The organism is Porphyromonas canoris, from assembly GCF_000769115.1.
GTDB lineage: Bacteria > Bacteroidota > Bacteroidia > Bacteroidales > Porphyromonadaceae > Porphyromonas_A > Porphyromonas_A canoris.
On sequence record NZ_JQZV01000003.1, the window covers coordinates 80195 to 102774 of the forward strand.

At 46.0% G+C, this 22580-nt stretch carries 13 protein-coding genes; 6 read left to right on the plus strand and 7 right to left on the minus strand.

All coding sequences use genetic code 11. The annotated features are described in order from the left end of the window. Positions 1 to 27 precede the first annotated feature (27 nt). The 3 genes from ppdK (at position 28) to lon (ending at position 6402) form a co-directional block, all read left to right on the plus strand. Positions 28 to 2754, plus strand: coding sequence for a pyruvate, phosphate dikinase (gene ppdK, locus HQ43_RS01085; RefSeq protein ID WP_036788620.1), 2727 nt, complete (start codon positions 28 to 30; stop codon positions 2752 to 2754). A gap of 158 nt (positions 2755 to 2912) precedes the next feature. Further along, positions 2913 to 3812 carry an NAD kinase gene (locus HQ43_RS01090; RefSeq protein WP_036788623.1) on the plus strand — a complete coding sequence of 300 codons (900 nt, stop codon included), beginning with the start codon at positions 2913 to 2915 and terminating at the stop codon, positions 3810 to 3812. A 52-nt stretch (positions 3813 to 3864) separates the two neighbouring features. Next, complete coding sequence (gene lon, locus HQ43_RS01095) at positions 3865 to 6402, plus strand: endopeptidase La (RefSeq protein WP_052102987.1); 2538 nt, start codon at positions 3865 to 3867, stop codon at positions 6400 to 6402. 544 nt (positions 6403 to 6946) lie between these two features. Here the strand turns inward: lon and HQ43_RS01100 are convergent. Further along, positions 6947 to 8635 carry an alpha/beta hydrolase-fold protein gene (locus HQ43_RS01100; protein WP_052102988.1) on the minus strand — a complete coding sequence of 563 codons (1689 nt, stop codon included), beginning with the start codon at positions 8633 to 8635 and terminating at the stop codon, positions 6947 to 6949. A gap of 245 nt (positions 8636 to 8880) precedes the next feature. Here HQ43_RS01100 and HQ43_RS01105 point away from each other — a divergent pair, with 245 nt between their 5' ends. Continuing rightward, positions 8881 to 9519: a MarC family protein gene (locus tag HQ43_RS01105; RefSeq protein WP_036788627.1), complete on the plus strand. Its 639-nt coding sequence runs from the start codon at positions 8881 to 8883 to the stop codon at positions 9517 to 9519. Positions 9520 to 9837: 318 nt separating this feature from the next. Here HQ43_RS01105 and alr read toward each other — a convergent pair whose 3' ends face one another. The 6 genes from alr to HQ43_RS01135 are packed head-to-tail and all read right to left on the minus strand — an operon-like array spanning position 9838 to position 19360. Next, the gene (gene alr, locus HQ43_RS01110; RefSeq protein ID WP_036788630.1) at positions 9838 to 12267 is read right to left on the minus strand and encodes an alanine racemase; all 2430 of its coding nucleotides are present in this window, start codon (positions 12265 to 12267) and stop codon (positions 9838 to 9840) included. Then, a complete protein-coding gene (locus tag HQ43_RS01115) occupies positions 12264 to 13217 on the minus strand; it encodes a GSCFA domain-containing protein (protein WP_036788633.1) in 954 nt (317 codons plus the stop codon). The genes alr and HQ43_RS01115 overlap by 4 nt, the downstream gene beginning before the upstream one ends. A gap of 9 nt (positions 13218 to 13226) precedes the next feature. Then, positions 13227 to 14309 carry a 3-dehydroquinate synthase gene (locus tag HQ43_RS01120; RefSeq protein ID WP_036788636.1) on the minus strand — a complete coding sequence of 361 codons (1083 nt, stop codon included), beginning with the start codon at positions 14307 to 14309 and terminating at the stop codon, positions 13227 to 13229. A gap of 13 nt (positions 14310 to 14322) precedes the next feature. Further along, a complete protein-coding gene (gene alaS / locus HQ43_RS01125; RefSeq protein WP_036788639.1) occupies positions 14323 to 16965 on the minus strand; it encodes an alanine--tRNA ligase in 2643 nt (880 codons plus the stop codon). A gap of 10 nt (positions 16966 to 16975) precedes the next feature. Continuing rightward, the gene (locus HQ43_RS01130) at positions 16976 to 18943 is read right to left on the minus strand and encodes an LTA synthase family protein (RefSeq protein ID WP_081964504.1); all 1968 of its coding nucleotides are present in this window, start codon (positions 18941 to 18943) and stop codon (positions 16976 to 16978) included. A 27-nt stretch (positions 18944 to 18970) separates the two neighbouring features. After that, the gene (locus HQ43_RS01135; RefSeq protein WP_052079251.1) at positions 18971 to 19360 is read right to left on the minus strand and encodes a MerR family transcriptional regulator; all 390 of its coding nucleotides are present in this window, start codon (positions 19358 to 19360) and stop codon (positions 18971 to 18973) included. A 947-nt stretch (positions 19361 to 20307) separates the two neighbouring features. On the opposite strand from HQ43_RS01135, the gene HQ43_RS01140 reads away from it, so the two are divergent. Continuing rightward, complete coding sequence (locus tag HQ43_RS01140; RefSeq protein ID WP_036788647.1) at positions 20308 to 21327, plus strand: branched-chain amino acid aminotransferase; 1020 nt, start codon at positions 20308 to 20310, stop codon at positions 21325 to 21327. A gap of 23 nt (positions 21328 to 21350) precedes the next feature. Then, positions 21351 to 22511 carry an NAD(P) transhydrogenase subunit alpha gene (locus tag HQ43_RS01145; protein ID WP_036788650.1) on the plus strand — a complete coding sequence of 387 codons (1161 nt, stop codon included), beginning with the start codon at positions 21351 to 21353 and terminating at the stop codon, positions 22509 to 22511. Positions 22512 to 22580: the final 69 nt, after the last annotated feature.

The following is a 22580-nucleotide window of genomic DNA, read 5'->3' on the forward strand; positions in this document are numbered from 1 at the left end:
ACTTATATATAAACAATTAAGCCAAAAATGTCAAAAAAAAGAGTTTACACCTTCGGTAATGGAGAAGCCGAAGGCAAGGCAGACATGAAGCTGCTATTGGGAGGTAAGGGTGCTAACCTCGCCGAAATGAATTTGATCGGTGTTCCGGTTCCTCCGGGATTTACTATTACAACAGAGGTGTGTAATGAGTACTATGAAGTAGGACAAGACAAAGTAGTAGAACTATTGAAGCCGGAAGTAGAAGCAGCAGTTGCGAAGATTGAAGGTCTTATGAATGCTCAGTTTGGCAGCATCGAGAATCCTCTTCTTCTTTCTGTCAGATCCGGTGCACCTGCTTCCATGCCGGGTATGATGGATACTATCCTTAACCTTGGTCTTAATGACGAAGTGGTAGAAGGTCTTATCCGTAAGACAGGTAACGCACGTTTTGCTTGGGACTCATACCGTCGTTTCGTTCAGATGTACGGAGACGTGGTACTTGGTATGAAACCAACCAGCAAGGAAGAAATAGATCCGTTTGAAGCTCTTATAGATGAGTTGAAAGAAGAAAGAGGAGTAGAACAGGATACTGATCTTACTGTTGAAGATCTTAAGGTTCTTGTTGCTCGCTTTAAGAAAGCAGTTAAAGAGCAAACAGGAAAAGACTTCCCAACAGACTCTTATGAGCAACTTTGGGGTGCTGTAATGGCCGTGTTCCGTTCATGGATGAACGAACGCGCTATCCTCTATCGTAAGATGGAAGGTATTCCTGCCGAATGGGGTACTGCAGTAAACGTACAGGCAATGGTATTCGGTAACATGGGTGAGACATCCGCTACCGGTGTATGCTTCTCTCGTGACTCTGCAACAGGTGAAAACCTTTTCAATGGTGAGTATCTTATCAATGCTCAAGGAGAAGACGTGGTAGCCGGTATCCGTACACCTCGTGAGATCACAAAGATCGGTTCTCAACGTTGGGCTGAAAGAGCAAATGTTTCTGAAGAAGAACGTGTACGCGAAATGCCTTCTTTGGAAGAAGCTATGCCGGAAATCTATAAGGAACTTCACAGACTCCAACTAAAACTCGAAGAGCACTATCGTGATATGCAGGATATGGAGTTTACCGTTCAAGAAGGTAAGCTTTGGTTCCTTCAGACAAGAAGCGGTAAGCGTACAGGACAGGCAATGGTAAAGATTGCCATGGATCTTCTAAAGGAAGGAAAGATTGACGAGAAGACAGCTATCAAGCGTATCGAACCAAATAAACTTGATGAACTTCTTCACCCTGTATTCGATAAGAAGGCTCTTGCAAAGGCAACAGTAATTACAAGAGGTCTTCCTGCATCTCCGGGTGCTGCGACAGGACAGATTGTATTCTTCGCCGAAGATGCCGACAGACTACACAACGAAGGCGGACAACGTGTGATCCTTGTTCGTCTTGAAACATCTCCGGAAGACCTTGCAGGTATGCAGGTGGCAGAAGGTATCCTTACTGCAAGAGGCGGTATGACATCTCACGCAGCGGTTGTTGCTCGTGGTATGGGTAAGTGTTGTGTGTCCGGAGCAGGTGCTCTTCAAATAGACTACAAGGCTCGTACGCTTACTGTGGATGGAAAGGTTTATCGTGAAGGAGACTTCATTTCTCTTAATGGTACAACAGGAGAAGTATATGAAGGCATGGTGGACACCAAGGCAGCAGAAATGGATGCAGACTTCTCTGCTCTTATGGAGCTTGCCAACAAATATTCTCGTCTGAAAGTTCGTGCAAATGCAGATACCGGACATGATGCTGCCGTAGCTTATTCTTTCGGTGCAGAAGGTATCGGTCTTTGCCGTACAGAGCATATGTTCTTTGAAGGTGAAAAGATTGTTGCGATGCGCCGTATGATTCTTTCAGATTCTACCGAAGGAAGAAAAGAAGCACTTGCAAAGATTCTTCCATTCCAAAAAGAAGACTTTAAGAATATCTTCCGTGAAATGCACGGTCATCCTGTAACTGTTCGTCTTCTTGACCCGCCTTTGCATGAGTTCGTTCCTCATGACGCAAAGGGACAAGAGGAGATGGCTAAAGATATGGGACTTGATGTAGAAGTTATCCGTCATCGTGTATCAAGCTTAATGGAACATAACCCAATGCTTGGTCATCGTGGTTGCCGTTTGGGTAATACCTATCCGGAAATTACAGAAATGCAGACACGTGCCATTATCTCTGCAGCTCTCGAACTTAAGAGAGAAGGTGTAATGTCTGAACCGGAAATCATGGTTCCTCTAACAGGTATCGTATATGAGTTCAAGGAGCAAGAGAATGTTATTCGTGCAACAGCCGAAGCGGTATTTGAAGAGTACGGCGATCGTATAGACTACAAGGTTGGTACCATGATCGAAATTCCTCGTGCGGCTCTTACTGCAGACAAGATCGCTGCATCGGCAGAGTTCTTCTCATTCGGTACCAATGACCTTACTCAGATGACATTTGGGTATTCTCGTGATGACATCGCTTCTTTCCTTCCAATCTATTTGGAGAAGAAGATTTTGAAGGTAGACCCATTCCAAGTATTGGACCAAAACGGTGTTGGTCAGCTTGTTAAGATGGCTACAGAAAAGGGTCGTGCAAAACGTCCGGAACTTAAGTGTGGTATCTGCGGCGAGCACGGTGGTGAGCCTTCATCAGTGAAGTTCTGTCACAAAGTAGGTCTTAACTATGTATCATGTTCTCCATTCCGTGTGCCTATTGCTCGTGTTGCAGCAGCACAAGCGGCAATAGAGGAAGCATAATCGTCATAGTACAAGTACATAGAAATACTTGATATTAGATCGCAGCACTCAAAGAGTGTTGCGATCTTTTTATTACTATTTGCCACAACATTTTTATTAAATTTGCAGACAGGTAAAGCTATAAAAGCCGGATTACTTAAAAATCTAACCCAATAGCCATGACAGCGATTATCTTTGGATCAAAATATCCATCGAAACCCCTTGAAACACTATTAGACATCTTTAGAATCATAGATGAGAGTGGTGTGAAAGTTTGGATTCATCTGGAGTTTCTTAAATTCTTGGAAAGCAAAAAAGTGGTTTTGAAAGATGTCAATTCCTTTACGGATATGACCTCTTTGCCAGTGGCTATTCTAAAAGATAAGGATACTATTGCCATTAGCATTGGGGGAGATGGTACTTATCTGCGTACAGCATGGCAAGTGATGGAGTATAAACTCCCTGTATTGGGTGTCAATCTTGGCAGACTCGGTTTCTTGGCTGCAATATCCGGAGATGTATTCAGGCAGGCATGGGAACATATTCTTAGGAAAGAGTATCGTGTCATAGAACGTTCCATGATAGATATCTATACAGAAAAAGAGGGGCATACTACCGAACAGGGTACAGTCTTGAACGAAGTAGTTGTCTCGAAGAAAGATTCAGGTTCTATGATTTCCATTGAGGCTCAGATTGACGATCAGAGAGTAGCCACCTATCTGGCGGATGGACTTATCATCTCTACTCCAACCGGATCTACCGCTTACTCTCTTAGCGTTAATGGTCCTATCATAGCTCCTAATACCTCGACATTTTGCCTTACTCCCGTAGCTCCTCACATGCTGAATATGAGGCCGCTTGTCGTTGCGGATGACTCTGAGATTCGCTTGAAAGTTTCTGCTCGAAATCTCTCTTTTCTTCTTGTCGCCGATGGAAAGACCTCCTCTTTAAGTTGTAACACGGTGCTTTGTCTGAAAAAATCAAAGGAGAATATCCGATCTATTCAGATATTCGGCTACAATTTTTACCAAACTCTCAGAGATAAGTTGATGTGGGGTATAGATCCGAGAGAGGTATAAAACTTGGCATATATATTGATGGGCAATAGCATAACAATAGCGAAGAATAGATATGACAAATAATATAGATGATATGATGGAAGAGATGGAACCATCTTTTTCCACAATGCACATGGTTTTTCCTGATGAAGAGATGGATAAACTCACTACTCTTCCGGAGAATATACCTCTTGTGCTTCCCGTTTTGCCTCTTCAAAATACCGTATTGTATCCTAATGTTACGGTTCCCGTAATGAACGATACAACTTCCAATCCGGAGTTTCTAAAGTATTTGGAAGAGTCTAAAGACAAGCACGTAATTGTCGTTACTCAAAAAAACAGAGCTGCAAAAGATCCCAAGCTGGATGATCTTATGCCTATTGCTGTAATAGCAGAGGTGATGAGAGTTTTGGATATTTCGGAAGAGGGAGCCACTTTGCTTGTGATGGGCAAGAAGAAGGTTGAGATCAATACCATTATTGACAGCAACCCTATTCTTACGGCAAGCTATACCCTTATAGATGAGATTGTACCTCCAGCTTCGGATATGGAGTATAAGGCTCTTATCCCACTTGTACAAGAGACTACGATGAAGGTATTGCTCTTGGGTGGAGAGATGCCCAAGCCAATGATCAAATCTTTCTCCGAACTCAAAGATCCTACAAACATTCTTGGATTTGCTTGTACACATCTGCCGATAGATATAGAGGAGAAGTATGCTCTTTTGAGTCATAATGACCTAAAGACAAGGGCTTTTACTCTTTTGACGACAGTCAATACAATGCTTCAATTGCTGGAGATGAAGGCGACTATCGCCATGAAAACTCGTTCCGAACTGGATAAGCAGCAGAAAGAGTACTACCTCCAACAGCAGATGAGGGTCATACGAGAAGAGTTGAACGATGGCGGAGATGACGATGATATAGCAGAACTCAAGAAAAAGGCTTCTAAAATAAAGTGGCCCAAGGGTGTTTATGCCACAGTAAAAAAGGAGATAAAAAAATTGGAGCGGCTCAATATCCAAAGCCCCGATTACAGCATACAGCTGCAGTATCTTCAGACTGTTCTTGATATTCCTTGGGATAAAGTTACTCAAGACAACTTTGATACCACCAATGCAGCCAAGGTTTTGGACAAAGATCATTTCGGTTTGGAGAAAGTCAAAGAGCGTATCTTGGAACACTTGGCTGTGCTCAAGCTGAAAGGAGATTTGCGTTCTCCGATCATTTGTCTCTACGGACCTCCGGGAGTCGGGAAGACTTCCTTGGGACAGTCCATAGCGAAAGCCCTTAACCGGAAATATGTTCGTGTCTCTCTCGGAGGGCTTCACGATGAAGCCGAAATTCGTGGACACAGACGTACATACATAGGAGCAATGCCGGGTCGTATTATCAAAGGGCTCATCAAGGCAGAAGCAGCAAATCCTGTATTTGTTCTGGATGAGATAGACAAGCTGGCAAGCGACTATAAGGGAGACCCTTCTTCGGCTCTTTTGGAAGTGCTCGATCCGGAGCAGAACAACACTTTCCACGACAACTATCTGGATATCGACTACGATCTTAGCAAGGTTCTCTTTGTTGCCACGGCGAATAACATCGGAGCCATTCCCGGTCCGTTAAGAGATCGGATGGAGATGATAGAGGTCGGCGGATATATCTTGGAAGAAAAGCTGGAGATTGCCAAGAGACACCTCATACCGAGAGCATTGGAAGCCCACGGACTGAAAGCCAAGCAGGTCAAGATTCCTAAGAATACTCTTTCGGCTCTTATTCAAAGCTATACGAAGGAGAGTGGCGTTCGGGAGTTGGAAAAACGTTTGGCGGCTCTGATGCGCAAAGTAGCCAAAGAGGTCGCCGCGCAGATAGATCGTGCAGAAGCAGGAGAGGAGACCGACTCTTCTTTTGTTTACACCATAACACCTGATAAACTTCAAGATATGCTGGGGGCAGCCAAATACTCCACAGATCTGTACGAAGGCAATTCTTATGCCGGTGTTGTAACCGGTTTGGCATGGACATCCGTTGGAGGAGAGATCCTGATGGTAGAGAGTGCCATGAGTCCTTCACGCAACGGCAAGATGACCATAACCGGAAACTTGGGTGATGTCATGAAAGAATCTGCCCTGCTTGCTTTGGAATACATAAAGAGCCACAGTGATCTTTATGACATCCCCAAAGAGCTGTTCGAGTATTGGAATGTCCACATACACGTACCGGAAGGAGCTATCCCGAAAGACGGTCCGAGTGCCGGTATTACCTTGGTAACCTCTCTTATATCGACCTTTACACAAAGAAAAGTGAAGTCGTCCATAGCAATGACCGGCGAAATCACGCTCAGAGGAAAAGTGCTTCCGGTGGGAGGAATCAAGGAGAAGATATTGGCGGCAAAGCGTTCCGGCATCAAGACCATCATACTATGCTCAGAGAACAAAAAAGACATAGACGAGATCAAAGAGATCTACCTGAAAGGTCTTTCATTTGTTTACGTAGATGACATAACGGATGTGATTACCCATGCACTCTCTAAAGAGAAAGTTTCATCTCCCATCAACTACATGGAGCATATCAAAAACTCCGAAATCAGATTCTCGGCACCAATATCTGCAAAGTAAGAGATTCGGAAAAAGTTCGGACAAAGAACGCACCAATCATTTCATCCGTCTGTAAGTTTCGGCTTGCAGACGGATTTTTTGTTTAGTTTTCGCAGGCAGGATCCGTTGTTGGCTACGCAGATACCTAACGCTCATCCCTTTTGCCTTTGCGGAGGAAATTTTTCCTATACGGCTTTTTGCCAAAACCTTTAGAGCTTTTGTCTGAAACCTTTAGAGCTTTTGTCTGAAACCTTTAGAGCTTTTGTCTGAAACCTTTAGAGCTTTTTGCCAAAACCTTTAGAGCTTTTGTCTGAAACCTTTAGAGCTTTTTGCCAAAACCTTTAGAGCTTTTGTCTGAAACCTTTAGAGCTTTCGTCTGAAACCTTTAGAGCTTTCGTCTGAAACCTTTAGAGCTTTCGTCTGAAACCTTTAGAGCTTTTGTCTGAAACCTTTAGAGCTTTTGTCTGAAACCTTTAGAGCTTTTTGCCAAAACCTTTAGAGCTTTCGTCTGAAACCTTTAGAGCTTTTGAGGGGGAGGTGAGGAGGATCGGTAGGGAGGGAAGAATCAGACTTTTATTTCTATCTCTGCTATCCAAATCTGCTTTCTGTCGGGATCGGACAGCTGTCGGAGCAGGCAGGCTTTGTCGTATTGTACTTTTTTTCGGAAGAGTCGCTTGCCATTCACGAAGATGCTTACTGCTTTTTTTGTGTTCACCATTTCGGGCGAGATCTTTATTCGGAAGGCTTTCACGCAGGAGGTCGATATGTGGAAGCTGTTGTCCCGATACTCTGCACGGATTTTTGCGGACTTGCGAGGAAAGTCGAAAGCTTTCTTTTTCACCTTTATGGTTTGCAGCCGATCCTGTTCATCGTACTGTTGCCACTCTGTTATATCGAAGTTGAGATCTTTGTGCCACTGCGCTCTCGGAGCTATGGTATCCATTCGGATGTCGGAGATCCAGTCTATTGCGTTGTATTGTTGGTCGTCATATTCCCATGTGAGCTTCGAGGGAAACGGATGACGTTGTCGCCGAACGAGGTCTTCAAAAAGGAGACGGAAGCAGGGCTCGGACTCGTCAAACCTTGGGAACCAGTGCGGAAATCCTTTTGTCCGGATCTCTTTGTAGTCGGCTCCAAGCCGGGTCATCAGCCGCCTTATGCTGTCATTGGCATTGGGCGGATAGTAGTAGTCTTGATCCGTGGTGAAGGAGAGAAGAGAGCGGTTGAGGATATTTTCTATAAAGGTGCCGCCGGTACGCACCTTCGGATAGCCGTTGAAGCCATAGAACGAGGCAAATATCGTGGGTTGCTTCATGAGGTAAGAGAACGCTCCGGTAGCTCCGTTGGAGTGTCCCGAAAGGAATACTTTGTTGTCGTCTATGTTGATAGCCTTTTTCACTTCGCGTATCATCTCAGGTACCATAAAGAATCCGTCATCCGGCATCATCCAGTTGTACTCTCTGCTTCCTTGCGGAATGAGAAGTACGACACCGTGTTGATCCGCATACTTGGTATAGAATCGGTTGAAGCCCTCAAGGCAGATCTCCGGTGTGAGAAACTCCAATAGAGAGTTGTTCCTCACCGCTCCGTGCAGGATCACAAGCATAGGATAGCTCTTGTCGGGGGAGTAATCTGCCGGGAGATGAACGTAGTAAGAGGTGAGGGCAGAGTCGTTTATCCTGAACTTGATGGAGTAGTTTCTCTCTTTCTTGGGCAGATACCCTCTCTCCTTTTGCAACTCTCCGTACAGCTCTTCCGGCGTGAGTGTGGTGTCCGGAGCGGTGTATGAGGAGGCGAAGAACTCTTCTTGAGAGAGGGCAAGCCTTTTGTCGAACAGCGCTTTTCTTCTCTCCACATCTTTGAGCATTTCCTGCCATCTCGGATCGCCGATCAGGTTGGGATACTCCTTCCCGATCTGCTCTTCGGAAGCGATGGTAAACCATCCGGGAAATCCGTATTCATCTTTTTCAAGCGCGTTCATGCTGTGGAGGAACGAGAAAGCGCGCTCTTTCCGATCCAGTCTCGCCGCAAGGACAGAGGCATGATACAGCCCTGCGACATCTATGCTATCGGGATAGAGGCGGAATGCATCGTCGAAGATCTGCATCGCTTTGACATATTTAACGGAGTCCGCCCCGTTGTACATCAGGTCGGAGGCCTCTTCTATGAGTCTGTTATAGCCTTTTTGTGCATATACCGATGCGGTACAGCAGAGTAGAAGAAGCAGGGTAAGGATTGTTTTTCCCGGTTTCATGTGGTCCGATTTATGGTTTTGTCGTGTAAGTTTCTCAAACAGTGTCTCAAATATACGGCTTTTCGGGCTCTCCTTAATGACCGGATTGTCATTTTTTTCTTCTATTTTTGTGCCGAATATTTATGGGCAGCAGGTTGTATGCTCCCCGAAAAAGCGAAAAGAATAAACTGTAATACTCTCGCCGGTATGGCGACACACTGATAAACCAACATATCAACTAACAAACAAAAAACTACTGTAACAGAATGAACGTATTAGAAAACATGATGCAGGACCTGAGCCACTTCAACATCAAGGATGTCGTGGGGGCTTTTGTGATCCTCTTTGTGGCAGTCGATATTATCGGCGCCATACCTATCGTCCTTAGTCTGAAGGATAAGGGACAGACTTTCAGCACCGTAAAAGTGAGTCTCTTTTCAGGCATAATGATGTTGGCTTTCCTGTTTATCGGAGAGCCTATGCTGAACTTTTTCGGGGTGGATATCTCTTCGTTTGCCGTTGCCGGGGCTATCGTCCTGTTCGTAATGGCTGTGGAGATGATCTTTGGCGTGCAGATCTTTAAGGATGACGGGCCATCGGGCAGTGCCACGATCGTTCCTTTGGTCTTTCCACTCTTTGCCGGTGCCGCAACATTCACCACGATTCTGACTCTGCAAGCGGATGGCTATGCGGCTACGAACATTGCCATTGCGTTGCTACTAAATGCATTGATGATATACTTGATGCTCAGGTTCGTGAATCAGCTGGAACGCTTCTTCGGGAAAGGCGGTGTGTATGTTTTGCGTAAGTTTTTCGGCGTTATCCTTTTGGCTATCTCCGTGAAATTCTTCATGGCAAACATCGTCAAGATTATCGAGACCATAGGAGCAGCATTGAGTAAGTAAAGTTTATTTTTTATCCTCAAATCATCTTGTTTATCCCTGCTTCCGGTATCGGAAGCAGGGATTTCTTATTATTAAAGATTCGGTTGCGGAAAGGGTACAACCTCTTTCAAATTTGATTTTATAAGGGACAAAAAGTTGTCCGAAAGCATTTGATGTTTCCCTTAAACCTTTTCAGAAGTTGAAATAGAGGCGTGGTCGGTGGTATTCGTGCTTTGGTACATAAAAATCAAGGCTTGATTGTTGCAAATCAAGCCTTGAATTTTACTTCCGAACAGGTTTGGAAAAAGATGTAAATATGTTCAGAAGATTTTGTAAACCTTATTCTCTGAAGTAATGGCGCGCTATACGGGAGGAGATGGAGGTGATGATCTCATACGGGATAGTGCCAAGTGTGGAGGAGAGACGCTGCAGAGGAAGCTGCTCATCGAAGATCACGACCTCCTCTCCTTCGCTTACGGATGAGGCTTGAGTGAGGTCTATCATCATTGCATCCATGCAGATATTTCCTATTGTCGGTGCCAACGAGCCGTCTTGCAGGCGGACGGACATATTGCCGTTGCCTAACCGCCGGTCTATTCCATCGGCATATCCTATCGGCACTATGCCTATTCTTCGGGGAGTGTCGGCAGTGGCGTGAGTGCCGTAGCCTACGGAGTCTCCTGCCGGAATCTGCTTGATCTGCAAGATGATGCTTTTGAGGGAAGCCACTGCACGGAGTGAGGTCTTGAGAGTTCCCTTGTCCTCGTAGGGTGGATAGCCGTACAATCCTATTCCGAGACGCACCATATCCATGCTGTATTGCGGAAAGCGGGAGATACCGGCGGAGTTGAGCGCATGCTTCAGAACGGTATAGCCGAGTGTCTTTTCCAGCTCTTCTGCCCATGTTTGGAAGGTGTGGAGCTGTCCGAGAGTCTTTTCATCTGCCGTAATATCGTCTGCCGCAGCAAGGTGTGTAAAGATGCTTTTGACCCGAACACGGTTGGTGGACTTCAATTTGTCCAGAAGCAGCAGAAACTCCTCATGGGTATCGAATCCCAAGCGATGCATTCCGGTATCGAGCTTTATGTGTATGGGATAGTGTGTGATGCCAAGCCGTCTGCAGCTCTCTATGAGTTTGTCCAGCAAAGCAAGGCTGTACACCTCCGGCTCCAAGCTGTGTTTGCACATGTGGGAAAGGGCGGAAGACTCCGGGTTCATCACCATGATGGGCATCCTTATACCCTCTTCTCGCAGCTTCACACCCTCATCTATGAGAGCCACGGCAAGGTAATGGCAGTGGTGTGCTTCCAATAGCCGGGCTATCTCTACGTCTCCGCTACCGTATCCGAACGCCTTTACCATGGCGACAAATCGGGTCTCCGAAGGGACAAGGGAGCGGTAATACTTCAGATTATCCAGCAGTGCCGTGAGGTTGATGTCCAAAATGCTCTGATGTCGTTTGGGATGAAACAGAGCGGAGATCTTTTCAAACTTGAAGGTTCGTGCTCCTTTGAGCAGTATGGTATAGCCTTTCAGCGTCTGAGGATCGAAGGTTTCGAGGAAATGATTGGTACTCTCGAAGCAGAGAGGAGTCGAAGTCATTCCGGAGAGTTCTGCAGTCAGTGCGGCAAGCTGTTTCCCTACAAATATCAGTTTGTCGGGCGGCATCTTCCGTATCATATCCGATACTTGAGACAGAAGAGCCTCACGGAGATGCGGAGCAGACATACCTGTCATGTCCGAAAGAATGAGACAGGATGGAGTTTGAGATTTTTCGGAGACTCTTTTGAGCTGTTCCAAAGCAAGCAGCAAGGCAGAAGCATCGTTGTTGTAAGCATCGTCGATGATGGTGGTATCGTATATCCCGTTGAAGATTTCCAAGCGCATCTCCACCGGTTCAAGCTGACTCCAGATGGTGGTATCGGGAGAGAGCGAGGGCACAAGCTCATCCAAGAGAGCCATGATAGCCGATAGATTTTCGGGGAGAAGCAGCTCGGCAACGGATACGGGAGGGGTGAGTCTGCTCCGATGCTCTGTATATGAACGGCATAGAGGCGGTGGGCTGATGACGGAAACAGCTTCCGACAGCACCTTATCCCTGCCATTGTAGAGCAGCAGAGCCGGCGAGGAGTGTGTCGCAAGCTTGCATTTCTCCTCCGCTTTCTGCTGTAAGGATGAGAAGTTTTCCTGATGCGCTTCTCCGATATTGGTGATGAGGACGATGTCCGGATCCACAATCTTGGCAAGCCGTTCCATTTCTCCCGGTTTCGATATTCCCACTTCCACAAGACACACTTCCGCTTCGGGGTCTGCCTGCCAAAGGGAGAGAGGAACACCGATCTGCGAGTTGAAGCTTCGAGGAGAGCGGTCGGCATTCACTCCGGCGGTAGTGAGAAGCTGGTAGAGATACTCTTTTATGGTCGTTTTGCCATTGCTCCCGGTGATCGCCACCACTTTCCCTTTGAAGCTTTGGCGTCTTTCTGCTCCGATTTTTTGCAGTGCATCGAGAACATCCGGAACGATCAGAAATTGTGCTTCGGGATATTCACTCTCTTCTTTTTGCAGCTTCTCCACAACAAAGGCACGTACTCCGGCGTGGTAGAGTTCATCTATATAAAGATGTCCGTCCCCCGTTGGGGTGATGAGAGCAAAGAATAGAGTGGATGAGGGAAATGTGAGCTGCCTGCTGTCTGTAAGGAGTACTTCTATTTCTCTATCGTGGTCGATCCGTTGGATGCCGAGTATGGATGCCAGTCGTGATAGCTTCATGGTCGTGTGGTGAGAGGAGGGTAGAGGGTGTCTCGTTCGGTTCGGAGAGATTCAAAGAGCATATAGACCTCTCTCTGATGCGCTTCTTTTCCTTTCTCCGAAGGTGTGTGCTTGGCGAGCTTGTACGCTTTGCGCCACTCTTCTGCAAAGGAGAAACTTTCGGGGTCCAACATAAACGCTTTTGCCTTTTCCATGATGTAGGAGATGGCTAAAGGCGATGGGTGAACCATATCTTCGGCATAGAAGCGGTAGTCTCTGAGTTCGTCCAAAACAATTTCGTAGGAGGGGAAGTAAGAGATACGTTCCGGGTATCGGAGTCGTAGCTGTTCTATGGCGAGTTGAAGCGTTGCCTTGCTGAGAGTGTTGGCGTGTATGCCGTCTCTGTAATGGCGTATGGGGCTCACGGTAAGCACTACTCGAAGATTGGGAAATCTTTCCCAAAGTTTTTGCAATAGGGCGTCCCAAACGGCAACAATCTCCTCTACGGAGATGAGACGACGCTTAAAGAGTTTTTCGGGTTGCTTATGACAGTTGTTCACCACTACGTCATCTTTATAATAGACATAGGCTGTACCCCACGTGGCAACCAGAAGACGAGTGTGCTTCCAAATGATACCGTTTTGAGCAGAACGCTCGTTGATAACAGAAGCTAAGGCTTCCATGCTCTCGCCTGATATGCGACTATGGTGCATGTAGCTGTAATAGTTCCCGTCCCGTTCGGTAAACAGAGAGGGATCTGCCTGCGTACCGTCAAGAACGGAAGCGATGCCGGAAGCGATGCTGAGAGGGTTGTACATGGTACCGAACGGTGAAGGAAATACACGGTAGCCCCCTTCGAGGAGATACTTGTACATCTCGTCCGCAAAGCAGGAACCCCACACTTGTATGAGGTGTCTGTGCGAGTAAAGAGAGGGAAGTGGCTCTATCTGAAATGTCTTATGGAGTATCATGATGAGGTGTCAGGTATTGTACAGGTCTCGATAGAAATCCATGGCTTCTTTGCACAGAGTGGGAGAGAGAGGTGTGCCGTAAGCATACAGACCGATGTCCTTGAGCAGTGCGGCGGAGATAACCTTGCCACGATTTTTTTTGTCCTGCTCCATGTAGGCAATGAGAGTGTTGTAGGCTTTGCAGTTGAACGGAACAACCGGATAGGTATCTCGTATGTAGTAGCAGACCTTAGTGAGAAGCTCTTGTGGAAAACCGAGCAGCTTGAAGCTCAAATAAAGCTCCATGATGATGCCGGCAGCCACTGCAAATCCGTGTGGCAGCTCTTTCTTTCTGTTATGAAGCATATCGGCTTCCACAGCGTGTCCGAACGTATGCCCAAGGTTGAGCATCTGTCTGACGCCGTTTTCGTATGGATCCTCTTCGACGATGCGCTGTTTTGTCCGAATGGATCGGGAAATCAGGTTGCCCCACTCTTGAAGAGAGAGAGTTTCCGGCTGTCGATCTTCTTTCAGCAGCTCTATAAGTGCTTTTCTGTCCGGCTCCAAAAGGGCATGTTTCAGTATCTCCGCCCATCCGCTAAGCTTTTCTGTCAGGGGAAGTGTGCGGAAAAATCCGGGGTCCAATCCCACATAAGAAGAGGGGTAGAACGAACCGATGATGTTTTTGGTCTCGTTGAAGTTGAAACCTCTCTTGCCTCCGACAGCGGCATCAACGGCAGCCAAGATGGTTGTAGGTACATTGATGCAAGGCATCCCACGCTTGAAAGTGGATGCGGCAAAACCTCCTATGTCCAAAAGAGAGCCACCTCCAAGAAGAATGACAACGGTTTTGCGAGAGAGGTTGAGGTGGTAAAACCTGTCCCACAAGAGGCTTATCGTCTCAAGACTCTTGTTTTGTTCTCCCGGCTCTATGGTGATAACTTCGGGAGTATATGAGCCGAGACGGGAGAGAAGATGCGGAAGACAAAGCTCCCGGGTATGGGTATCACAAACGACAACCACGCCATCCGGCTCCATTTCAAGCAAGACATTCGAGAGCAGATCTGCCTCGATGTCAAGTCGAATGATGGTATCCGAACAGCGTGGTTGCATATCGAGTTTATGTTTATCTCAATTGGAGTTCGCCCAATATGAAGTCCAATGCTTCATCGAGTCCTTGAGGATTTTTACCTCCTGCGGTTGCGAAGTGAGGCTGACCACCTCCACCACCTTGGATGAACTTCCCTGCAGCTCTCACCAAAGCGCCTGCGTTGGCACCCTGACTAACGACAGCGTCTCCCAACATCAGTGTTATGGTACACTTTTTCTCTTCTTCGGAGTAAGAGCCTGCAAGGCATACAAAACTGTCTGTGCCGATTTCCGCCTTTACCGTAAAGGCTACGTCTTTGGCGATTTCGGGTTTGAGGTTTTGCTTGATCTGGATCACCTTAACGCCATTCACGACCGGATGATCTTGTGAAAGCAGTTCTTTGATGATTTGTCTCTTGGACAGCTCTGCCGCCTCACGTATCTCTCTTCTGAGAGCTTCATCTTCTTCGAGCAGCTTGTGTATTGCCTGTACAACGTTCGGAGCATTGTGGAACAGCTCTTGTACGGACTGAATGGTGGTCTGCATACCGTACAGATAATCTTCTGCATGCTTTGCGGTAACTGCTTCTATACGTCTGATACCTGCTGCAATGGAGGACTCTGAAACAATTCTGAATGTTCCGATGCGTCCCGTAGCCGATATGTGCGTACCACCACAAAGCTCGACGCTGTTGCCGTAACGAATCACGCGAACCTCTTCACCATATTTTTCACCGAACAGAGCCATGGCTCCCATTGCCTTTGCTTCAGCAATAGGGATGTTGCGCATCTCTTCTCTTGTGAGGTTTTCACGTATCTTTTCGGTAACCTTACGCTCTACAAGACGTATCTCTTCCTGTGTCATCTTGGAGAAGTGAGCGAAGTCGAAGCGTAAAACTTCAGAGGATACATAAGATCCTTTCTGCTCTACGTGTGTACCCAATACCTCTCTGAGAGCTTCGTGAAGCAGGTGCGTTGCGGTGTGGTTACACTCTGTTGCAATGCGTTTTTCCACATCGACCTTCAAGGTAAATGGCTGTGAAGGGTTCTTCGGAAGAGCTTCAACGATATGTATGGGCAGGTTATTCTCTCTCACCGTATCTTGTATGGTGATGCTCTCACCATCTTCCGCGCCGATCATTACGCCGGTATCTCCTACCTGTCCACCCATTTCGGCATAGAATGGAGACTTGTCCATCACGATCTGATAATAGGTTTGCTTCTTCTTCGTAACCTGACGATAGCGGAGAATATGAGCATCTGTGGTCTCAGTGAAATCGTATCCGGTAAATTCGGGAGACCCTTCGGACAGTTCGACCCAATCTTTTGCTTCGATGGCGGCAGCGTTACGAGCTCTCTCTTTCTGCTTGTTCATTTCCACCTCAAAGCCTTTCAAGTCTGACTCCAAACCATGTTCGCGAAGGATTAGCTCCGTTAAATCCGTAGGGAAACCGTAGCGGTCGTATAACTCAAACACCCTACTGCCTTGAAGAACCTTGTTCCCTTCTGCTTTAAGAGCCTCTACATATCCTTCAAGAATGTGAATACCGGTCTCAAGAGTACGTAGGAAAGACTCTTCTTCCTCTTTCATCACTTTCTGTACCAGATTTTGCTGTGCCGGCAGTTCCGGATAAGCTTCTCCCATAACCTCTATGAGTGTAGGGATGAGGGAGTACATATAAGCCTCTTTGCGTTCAAGGAAAGTATAACCATAGCGAACAGCCCGACGAAGGATACGGCGTATCACATAGCCTGCTTTCGCATTGGACGGCAGCTGTCCGTCCGTGATGGAGAATGCAATAGTACGGATATGGTCTGCAATAACGCGCATCGCCACATCTGTCTTGGGATTGCTGCCATACGGTATGCGGCAGTCCGATGCAATTTTTTGGATAATCGGCTGGAAGATGTCGGTATCGTAGTTGGATGTCTTGCCTTGAAGAGCCATGCAGAGACGCTCAAAGCCCATACCGGTATCTATTACCTTATTCGGTAATGGCTCCAAAGTCCCGTCCGCTTTCCTGTTATACTGCATGAACACCAGGTTCCATATCTCTATGACCTGCGGATGATCATGGTTCACAAGGCTTCTGCCCTCTACCTCACGGCGTTCGTTATCCGGGCGAAGGTCTATATGAATTTCGGAACAAGGACCACAAGGACCTGTATCTCCCATTTCCCAGAAGTTGTCTTTCTTATTACCGTCTATGATTCTGTCTTCAGAAAGGTAGGCTTTCCAGAAAGAAGCTGCTTCGTTGTCTCGTTCAAGATTTTCTTCCGGCGAGCCTTCAAAGACCGTTACATATATTCTGTCTTTGTCCAGACCGAGAACATCCACAAGGAACTCCCAAGCCCATGAGATGGCTTCTTGCTTGAAATAGTTGCCGAAAGACCAGTTACCAAGCATCTCAAACATGGTATGGTGATAGGTGTCATGCCCTACCTCCTCAAGGTCATTGTGCTTACCACTTACGCGGAGACACTTTTGTGAGTCTGCTATACGAGGGTACTTGATGGGAGCATTGCCCAATATTATATCCTTAAACTGATTCATCCCTGCGTTGGTAAACATCAACGTCGGGTCATCTTTAATAACCATTGGAGCCGAGGGCACTATATGGTGCTCCTTCGAGGCGAAAAAGTCGAGAAACGCTTGCCGTATCTCTGCTGATGTGAGCATATCTAATTCTTTATTTTGTAGTATTATCTTTTATCTTTTTTGCACTCAATCTATTTTCCACAAGCCGTCTGTTATAGTCCATGACAACGGCTGGAAGCATTTTATCTGTTATAACATGAGATTGTATCGTATCTCTTTTCGGGAGCAGATCCGAGTCAAGATCCAATCTTTTACGTTCTCCGGTCTGTTCGTTAAGAGCAAACACTCCGTCCTTTGAGATCAGATTATACTCTCCGCCGAATACCACGGCGTATGAAGTGGAATGCGGATCGAACAGATTGTGTCCGTATGAAACGATCTCATCTTCTATGCCCAACAAGTAGAGTAGAGACGGATAGATGTCTGCCTGTTGCACTACTTTGTTGGTGTATATATCTTGTGGCAAAGGCTTACCGGGTATATACCAGAGAAGCGGTATGGCAAATCGTCCTACAACATTGGCATATGCAGGATTTGCGCTTTGCGAGGTATGGTCTGCGGTAATGATAAATATCGTTTTATCGAACCATGGTTCGGAAGATGCTTTTTCAAAGAACAACCGGAGGGCATCATCCGAATAGCCGATCATCCGTTGCAGATCCACCTTTCCCTCCGGATATTTTCCTTTCTCCTCTTTAGGCAGCTTAAACGGATGATGACTCGACAGTGTGAATATCGTTGTAAGCCATGGAGAGGATTGTCCGGTAACCACCGGAGGAAGTGTCGGTAAGAATTTCTTATCCCATATTCCCCAAGCATTGTCGTAGTCGGCGTCGTTGTTGTACTCTTTCATGCCGTGATAGCCGGTGTATCCCATGTGTGTAGAGAAGGCATCGAATCCCATAGAGCCGTTTGGTGCACCGTGCATAAAGACCGCCTCTTTATAGCCATGTCGCATAAGGCAACTGCCCATACCGTCTATCTCATTGCCGGAATAGTTGCTGGTAACAAAGTTCAATCCCAATGCCGGGATGCTTGCCACTATCGACGGCATAGCATCTATGGACTTCACGCCATTGGCGAAAGCGTAGGGGAACGAGAGTGTTGCGCTGTCTCGTATGACACCATCCAGGAACGGAGAAAACCCTTTGCCGTCCGGCTGTAATGCCCCTATGTGTTCTTTTGCAAAGCTCTCCAAGATCAGGATCATCACGTTATAATCTTTGTATGAACCAAAAAGAGAGTCTTGCTCTCCGAGTGGAGCGGCTTTATATGTTGCGGAAAAGAGGGCCTCTGCCTCTTCTCGTGGGATGTAGTCTATCAGTTTGAGCACCTTCTTGTCTGCTGTTCGTATCATGCAGAAAGGTGTGTTGAGGACAAGATCACGGTCTTTAACCTCTTTCACATACGAGTGTGCATTGAAAGGGGAGAGCGGACGTATGCTGTGAACAAGCCCTCCGCGTATTCCGACGACCGTAACAAACGCTACGGCAAGAGCCTTCCCCGTGGTGATGATGAACCTCCAAAGTGCAGAGGTGTTTGTGGTGCTGCGATATTTTATCCTGCCGTAAGCCCATATCAAGAGAGCAATCATGACTATGGCAACCGAGGTAAGAAGCGGATTTTGCCACGCAAGGCGCAAGACGAGAAAGAACGGATTGTCTCCGCCGAACTCTTGAAAGACGGTGGACGTCATTCTTTTGCGAACAAAAGGAAAGTATCCGGCATCTCCCACATTGAGGATGACTGCAGCAATATTCGGTATCAGGAAGAGCCACTTGACCAGATGATAGGAGATTTTGCTCTCTCTTACTCTGCCGGGGAAGTAGCCTAAAACGATGAATGCAAACATATAGAGGCTGTTGATGTAGCCCATTGCCGCAATGTCGAATCGCTGTCCACCGAGCCATGCAGTCCAGATTTCACCTGCCGAGAGATGGTCGTAAGATGAGAGGTTATGGATATAAAATACCAGACGTCCTATGTTAAACATCAGCCACGAGAGTAGCAGATGGTAAAAAAATATCAGGTAGCTGTGTCCTGTAAATTTTGTCTTCATTTCGTTACGATGTACGCGTCAAATCAGTTAGGAATGTTCTGATTTTTCTCTTCGCTCGATGATGTAGTCGCACTGCTCTATCAAGGCATCTATCCCTGCCTTTATCTCCATGAGCTTATCCACGACACTTTTACCGTCCGAAGGCTGTTTCTCAGAGAGTTTTCTCTTTGCAGCCTCCACGGTAAAGCCTTGTTCTTGCACAAGGTAATAGACTCTGTCCACCTGTTCCACATCTTTTTTATGGTAGTATCTGGTACCTTTTTTAGACTTTCGGGGGGATATCAGCTTGCACTTCTCCCAGTAGCGCAAAATGCTTTCGGTGATGCCGTACATCTGCGCCAACTCTCCTATGGTCATACATATCTTTGTACCACCATCTTCCTTCCAGTTGATATGTTGTTTTTTGCTACTGAACATTAGGTTTAGAGTCTTGTCTTTTTCTTCTCTGTGCAGCTTGCACGGAGCAAGAAAAGGAGCTTAGAGTCTTAATGCACAAAGATAGCTATTTTTTATTATCTGTATCTGGTTTTTGGAGGATAGGAATGATACTTCAATTTTGCCCTTTTCAAGAGGCTTTTTGTCCCGATTCAAAAGGGGCTTTTGGCGGAACTTTTATATAAAAACGAACTCTTGATTTTGCCCGATTTTCCCTCCCTCTCTGTCTTGATTTTCTCTTTGGAAAATTTTCGGCATCTGTTAAGTATTTGATTTTTAGATTTTTGCCGAAAATCTTAAATTCGGAAAAATTTTTTCTTCAGTCCGTTTGATGGGGCTTTTTCGCGTTAATATGGGTGAATTTTAACAGGGTGTTGTGTAAATAAATCCTAATCCTATTTTATGCTCGAAAACGGCAAAAAAGAGGAGAAAAACGGTAAAATGTTAATAGCCAGAACTATATGTGAAAATTCTAAACACGTTAATTGAATCCGGTAAACGTATTAAATGAAATCGGTAAACGTGTTCATTGAAAAATTAAATACGTTAAGCCGAAACAATATGCTTGTTTACCGTTTTTGCTTAACGGGTATCGGAAATTGTGTTAATAAATCGGGGCTGATTTAACAATTCGGTCGCGCTCTGAAAATACTATCTCTGATTAAAATAGAGAGTGATAAAAATAGGGTGTTTTAGGTGGTATGGAATATATAAAAATGGAGAGGGAAAAGGGGGTTAAAAAGGAATGGGAAAAAGAGCTTTTATCTTGCGAATTTCTTGTGAAGAGGAGAGTGAAGAATTAAATCCCTATTTCTTCTTTTTATTTCAGGAAATAATACGTAGCTTTGCGAGGAGATAGGGCAGAGACGTTTCCGTGTCTTTGTCTTCTTTGAATAGCTTATGTCTTATATTAATATTATTAAGTTTCAATGAAAAACCCAGATTGGAGCCAACTTACATTTGGTTATTATCCTACGGACTACAACGTAAGATGCGAGTACAAAGATGGTAAATGGGGAGAGCTACAACTTTCTCAGGATACTAACATCAACATCCACATGGCATCTTCGTGCTTGCACTATGGTCAGGAAGCATTTGAAGGTCTAAAAGCTTTCCGAGGCAAAGATGGTAAGATTCGTCTTTTCCGTCCGGAAGAGAATGCTCGCCGTTTGGCAGATTCTGCTCATGGTATCATGATGGCGGAGTTCCCGGTAGAAAAGTTTCTCGAAGCCGTTAAGATGGTAGTCAAAGCAAACGAACACTTTGTTCCGCCTTACGAAAGTGGGGCATCGCTTTATATCCGTCCGTTGCTTATCGGTGTAGGTCCTTTGGTAGGCGTGAAGCCTGCTTCGGAATATATGTTCTTGGTGTTCGTTACACCTGTTGGCCCGTACTTCAAAGATGGATTCAAGCCTACTCCAATGGCTATCATGCGTGGCTACGACCGTGCAGCTCCTCTTGGTACAGGTACTATCAAAGTGGGTGGAAACTATGCTGCCAGCCTTAAACCGGGTCATATTGCCCACGAAAAAGGCTACTCTGCGGTGCTATTCCTTGACGCTAAAGAGAAGAAGTATCTTGACGAATGCGGTCCGGCTAACTTCTTTGGAATCAAGAATAATACATACATTACTCCGGATTCTCCTTCCATTCTTCCTTCTATTACAAACAAGAGTCTTTGCCAAATCGCAGAGGATTTGGGTATGAAGGTTGAGCGTCGCCATATTCCGGTAGAAGAGCTCGAAACATTTGAGGAAGCCGGAGCTTGCGGTACTGCTGCAGTGATCTCTCCAATATTGAGAGTGGACGACCTTGACGAGAATAAGAGCTACGTCTTCTCTAAAGATGGCAAGGCCGGTCCTATATCCACAAAGATGTACGAAACCCTACGCGGTATCCAATATGGTGATGTAGAGGATAAGCATGGCTGGGTAACTATCATAGAATAAAACCACAAATACTACAAACAACAATGATAATAGGTATTCCAAAAGAAATAATGAGTGGCGAGCATCGCGTCTCTGCCACTCCCGATACCGTGCGCAAATTTGTGCAAGATGGTTTCCGTGTCCTTTTTGAAGCGGAAGCCGGAGAGGGTGCTCTCTATCACGATGAAGACTACAAGGCTGCAGGTGCTGAAATCCGTACGGATGTGAAGTCCATCTACAATGATGCAGATCTTATCTTGAAGGTGAAAGAGCCTCTTTTCAATAGTGTTCTCAACATTCATGAAGTGGACATGATGAAGGAAGGACAAGTGCTTATCACTTTTATCCACCCTGCATCTCCGGTGAACCACGATATGGTAAGAAATCTTGCAAAGCGCGGTGTTATTTCTATTACTCTTGATGGTATTCCTCGTATATCCAGAGCACAACAGCTCGATGCACTTACATCCATGAGTACATGTGCGGGTTACAAGGGTATTATCATGGCTGCGGACGATATGGTGAAGTTTATACCTCCTATCTTCTCTGCGGTTGGTTCTATGCCTCCTGCTAAAGCATTGATCATCGGAGTAGGTGTAGCCGGTCTTCAAGCTCTTGCAACTGCTCGCCGTCTTGGAGCTACCACTTACGCTATGGATATCCGTCCTGCTGCTCGCGAACAGGCAACAAGTCTTGGAGCCAAGGTTATCGAAACTTCTGTTCCGGATGAACTCGGTGTTGGAGAAGGCGGATATGCAAAACATTTGCCTAACGAATGGTTGCTTAAGGAGAGAGAAGTGATCCGTGAAGCCATCAAGGACATGGATATAGTATTCTTGAGTGCTCTTGTACCGGGTAAGATTGCTCCTGTGCTTATTACCGAAGATATGGTCAAAGGCATGAAGCGTGGCTCTTGTATAGTGGACATCTCGATAGACCAAGGTGGTAACTGTGAGATCACACCTCCGGGTAAGAAAGAGATTAAACACGGAGTGATACTCAATGGTATCAAGAACATTCCGGGTATGATCCCTCAAGCCTCCACTTATATGTTCTCTGAGAACATGTATCAGATGGTAAAATATTTTGTTCCGGGAGGCAAGCTTAACCTCGATATGACGGATCAGGTGGTATCCAGTGCATTGGTAACCAATAACGGAGAGATACTTCACGTCGGAACTAAAGAAGCAATGGGTATTGCGTAATCATAAATTTTTTAGAGACCACTCGGAAAGTTCATCCTCAAAGGACGGGTTTGCGAGTGGTCTTTTTCT

What these genes read in the sequence shown, in the direction of transcription:
- ppdK (WP_036788620.1), top strand. Translation starts at nt 28, where the DNA reads ATGTCAAAAAAAAGAGTTTACACCTTCGGTAATGGAGAAGCCGAAGGC.
- HQ43_RS01090 (WP_036788623.1), top strand. Translation starts at nt 2,913, where the DNA reads ATGACAGCGATTATCTTTGGATCAAAATATCCATCGAAACCCCTTGAA.
- lon (WP_052102987.1), top strand. Translation starts at nt 3,865, where the DNA reads ATGACAAATAATATAGATGATATGATGGAAGAGATGGAACCATCTTTT.
- HQ43_RS01100 (WP_052102988.1), bottom strand. Translation starts at nt 8,635, where the DNA reads ATGAAACCGGGAAAAACAATCCTTACCCTGCTTCTTCTACTCTGCTGT.
- HQ43_RS01105 (WP_036788627.1), top strand. Translation starts at nt 8,881, where the DNA reads ATGAACGTATTAGAAAACATGATGCAGGACCTGAGCCACTTCAACATC.
- alr (WP_036788630.1), bottom strand. Translation starts at nt 12,267, where the DNA reads ATGAAGCTATCACGACTGGCATCCATACTCGGCATCCAACGGATCGAC.
- HQ43_RS01115 (WP_036788633.1), bottom strand. Translation starts at nt 13,217, where the DNA reads ATGATACTCCATAAGACATTTCAGATAGAGCCACTTCCCTCTCTTTAC.
- HQ43_RS01120 (WP_036788636.1), bottom strand. Translation starts at nt 14,309, where the DNA reads ATGCAACCACGCTGTTCGGATACCATCATTCGACTTGACATCGAGGCA.
- alaS (WP_036788639.1), bottom strand. Translation starts at nt 16,965, where the DNA reads ATGCTCACATCAGCAGAGATACGGCAAGCGTTTCTCGACTTTTTCGCC.
- HQ43_RS01130 (WP_081964504.1), bottom strand. Translation starts at nt 18,943, where the DNA reads ATGAAGACAAAATTTACAGGACACAGCTACCTGATATTTTTTTACCAT.
- HQ43_RS01135 (WP_052079251.1), bottom strand. Translation starts at nt 19,360, where the DNA reads ATGTTCAGTAGCAAAAAACAACATATCAACTGGAAGGAAGATGGTGGT.
- HQ43_RS01140 (WP_036788647.1), top strand. Translation starts at nt 20,308, where the DNA reads ATGAAAAACCCAGATTGGAGCCAACTTACATTTGGTTATTATCCTACG.
- HQ43_RS01145 (WP_036788650.1), top strand. Translation starts at nt 21,351, where the DNA reads ATGATAATAGGTATTCCAAAAGAAATAATGAGTGGCGAGCATCGCGTC.